Below are 3,392 nucleotides of genomic sequence, written 5' to 3' on the forward strand. Positions count from 1 at the left end.
AATCACATGGATAGCTTTTCTGGATGATGGAACATTTTTCCTCACTGAAGTCACATAAGCGTTGTGTGTTTTCACCTAATAAGTCTAAATAAGCTTCTTTACAATCCCACTCCTGAAACATCTTTTGTTCCAGATACCATTGATCCGCTCTTGCTTCAAATTCCAGGATACGACTTTCGATTCCTCTTTCTTGAAGCATTTCTAAAGCATGCCGGGCTGCTTTTCTAAATCCTGTGGAAGCCTGGATGCGATGATAAGAAGAGATTTCTTTCACTCCCTGATACAGTCTTTTCTGACTTACATTGTTTTTAATGAATGTTACATTTTCATAAAACATAAGATCACCTTCCTAATGGCAGTATTATAGCTTAATTGAAAACGATTTACAATAAATGTAAGAAGTTACAAAAATAATTATTCCATATATATTGTAAATCTTATAAAAAAAAGATACTATGATAATAGATATATCTAAATAGTCCATAATAGGGGACATAAGACAGACCTTACGATGTTGTGGATAACAGATGAATGTTTGAGGTATCATTTTATGAATAATATCGATCACGTACATCGAATGGGAGTGTATTTTAAAAGTTCAAGCTCATACTAACAAAGAAAGGAAGATGGTTATGTGTACAAGTATTATATACAGAAATGGTGATTGTTATTTTGGAAGAAATCTGGATTTAGAATACTCCTACAATGAGGAAGTGGTCATCATTCCAAGAAAGATGCCGTTGTCTTTTAGAATGAAAGAAACGCTTCATCATCATTATGCCTGTATCGGAATGGCAACAGTTGTAAATAATGTTCCTTTATATTATGAAGCTGCCAATGAGAAAGGATTAGCCATGGCAGGCTTGAATTTTCCGGGCAATGCAGTTTATCATGAAGTGGCCGAAGAGTCGGATAATATTGCTCCTTTTGAATTTATCCCATGGATACTGGGCCAATGTGCAAGCGTACAGGAAGCAAGGAAATGCTTATCAAAGATCAATCTGGTGAATATTCCATTCAGTGAAAATTTGCCATTAGCTCCTTTACATTGGATGATCAGTGATGAGCATGACAGCCTGATCGTTGAATCAATGGAGGATGGTTTACATATTTATGAAGATAAGATAGGTGTATTAACGAATAATCCACCATATGAATATCATCAATGGAATATCAATAACTATCAGCATCTATCTTCTAAAAATGCACAGAATGTTTTTAGTGAGAAATTAGTGCTGCAGCCATATGCACAAGGAATGGGCGCGATTGGATTACCGGGTGATTTTTCAAGTGCTTCACGTTTTGTGAAAGCAGCGTTTCTTTTAAATAATGCAGTATCTGAGAAAAGTGAAAATGCTAATGTATCGCAGTTTTTTCATATCTTAGATGGTGTTGCCATGGTCAAAGGAAGTGTCATCACACCTCAAGGGCATCATGATATCACTGTTTATTCCTGCTGTATCAATTTATCTAAAGGAATTTATTACTATAAGACTTATGAGAATAATCAGATTACAGTGATTTCAATGTCAAAGGAAGATTTAGAAGGTTCATCTGCCATTCGTTATCCTTTGATTCATGATCAGCAGTTTCGTTATATGCAATAGCGAATTTATATAGATAAAATAAAAAATGTGATACAATAAAGAAAATTAAAGGAGATGTATCATGAGATTGGATTGGAAGAACATCACAAATGAAAAAAGAATACCTGAATCTAAAAGTAAAAGGCTGACGAACTTAAGAAGTGAAGTGGAAAGTGATTACAATCGTATCATTACGAGTGCATCTTTCAGAAGACTTCAAGATAAAACACAGGTCTTTCCCCTTGACAGCAGTGATTTCGTACGTACGAGATTGACCCATTCTTTGGAAGTAGCTTCTCTTGCGAAACTGATCGGAAAGCAGATATGCAGCGAGATCCAAGATAAAAAGTTAGAACAGGATGAAATCAATGTCCACAATGTTGTGGAAACACTTAATTGTGCCTCATTGCTTCATGATATCGGCAATCCTCCTTTTGGACATTTTGGGGAATCCTCGATTCGTGAGTGGTTCAAAAAGAATCTGCCGGTGATCGAATATCATGGTAAAAAGCTGAATGAATATCTCAGTGAACAGCAAAAGCTTGACTTATATTATTATGAAGGAAATGCACAGGCTCTTCGTATCATTACCAAGCTTCATCGCCTGAATGGTAAATATGGCATGCACTTAACAAGCGGCGTGTTGGATACGATCATCAAATATCCTGTAAATTCTTTGGAAAAAGCGAAGGAAGAAGAAAAAGAAAAGAAAGATCGCAGATTAATTGCGAAAAAAGTAGGGTATTATGAAAGTGAAAAAGATGTTTTTCAAACCATCAAAGAAAATACAGGAACGTTTGGCTGCCGTAATCCGTTGACCTTTATCTTAGAGGCCGCAGATGATCTGGCTTATACTTTCGCAGATCTGGAAGATGGTTATAAGAAAGGCATGTACACGTATGATGAATTAATGAGTGTGATTGAAAAAAGCGGTGATGAGAATGGCAGGAAGCAATTAGAGTATAAGCTGGAAAATGCCAAAAAAGAAAAAGTTTATGAAGGTGTTGAACATGATCCATATCGTCAGGCTATTTTTCAATGGCTGACAAGCAAACAATTATATTGTGTGACTGCTGTCAAAGATGCTTTTATTAATCATTATGGTGAAATCATGAACGGTGAATTTGATCAGGAGCTTATCTTGTGCAGCTCAGAAAGCAAGATTATACAGGAGTTAAAAAGCTTTGCTTATCGTAAGGTTTATTGTGACAAATCAATTCTACGTGTTGAAATCATGGGAAATGAAATACTGACTTTCTTTTTAGATCAGTTTACGGATGCTGCTTTGCATTATGATTCTGACTACTATAAACCAAATGAAATTCAAAAGAAGTATTTAGCTTTGCTTTCATCGAATTATCTGGAAAATTATCATGATGCTGTACAAAATAAAAGTGATCATGAAAAGATTTATGATAAGCTTTTGTTGGCAGCTGATTATGTTGCCGGTATGACAGATGGATATGCACGTTTATTATATCGAGAATTAAAAGGAATGTAGAAGAGTGATTCAAAAGAGTCGCTCTTTTTTTTATTTTTTTTAAGCCTTATCATTACATTAAATTATGAGATGAAGAGATTAGAAGGGTAGGATCATACAGTTGGATCAGATTAAAAATTTGATAATTGTATAGATGAAAGTTATACAAACAGCCGATCAATATTCATCTTAACACTTAATTAAGTACATATATACAAATTTATGAAATAAAGTAGCTTTAATTAGCTAAAGGTGAATCACGTATCATTCAATCGCTATTTAAATAATGATAATTTCATAAAAAATGTAAAAAAATTGGGAATTTT

Annotated in this window: 3 protein-coding genes; 2 read left to right on the forward strand and 1 reads right to left on the reverse strand. The window is 34.3% G+C overall.

Annotation, left to right across the window (positions count from 1 at the left end; all coding sequences use genetic code 11):
* A partial coding sequence (locus Q0K35_RS06690) for a hypothetical protein (protein WP_294561890.1) occupies positions 1-337 on the reverse strand: 337 nt, incomplete at its 3' end.
* Between the two features lie 295 nt (positions 338-632).
* Between Q0K35_RS06690 and bsh the strand changes: the two genes are divergently transcribed.
* Together bsh and Q0K35_RS06700 are read left to right on the forward strand one after the other, a co-directional pair.
* Positions 633-1,607 (forward strand): choloylglycine hydrolase, encoded by a 975-nt coding sequence (gene bsh, locus Q0K35_RS06695; protein WP_294561891.1) that lies wholly within the window; start codon positions 633-635, stop codon positions 1,605-1,607.
* A 61-nt stretch (positions 1,608-1,668) separates the two neighbouring features.
* Positions 1,669-3,087 (forward strand): deoxyguanosinetriphosphate triphosphohydrolase, encoded by a 1,419-nt coding sequence (locus tag Q0K35_RS06700; RefSeq protein ID WP_294561892.1) that lies wholly within the window; start codon positions 1,669-1,671, stop codon positions 3,085-3,087.
* Positions 3,088-3,392 lie beyond the last annotated feature (305 nt).

Source organism: uncultured Traorella sp., from assembly GCF_944327115.1.
In the GTDB taxonomy this organism is placed as follows: domain Bacteria; phylum Bacillota_I; class Bacilli_A; order Erysipelotrichales; family Erysipelotrichaceae; genus Traorella.

What these genes read in the sequence shown, in the direction of transcription:
- bsh (WP_294561891.1), top strand. Translation starts at nt 633, where the DNA reads ATGTGTACAAGTATTATATACAGAAATGGTGATTGTTATTTTGGAAGA.
- Q0K35_RS06700 (WP_294561892.1), top strand. Translation starts at nt 1,669, where the DNA reads ATGAGATTGGATTGGAAGAACATCACAAATGAAAAAAGAATACCTGAA.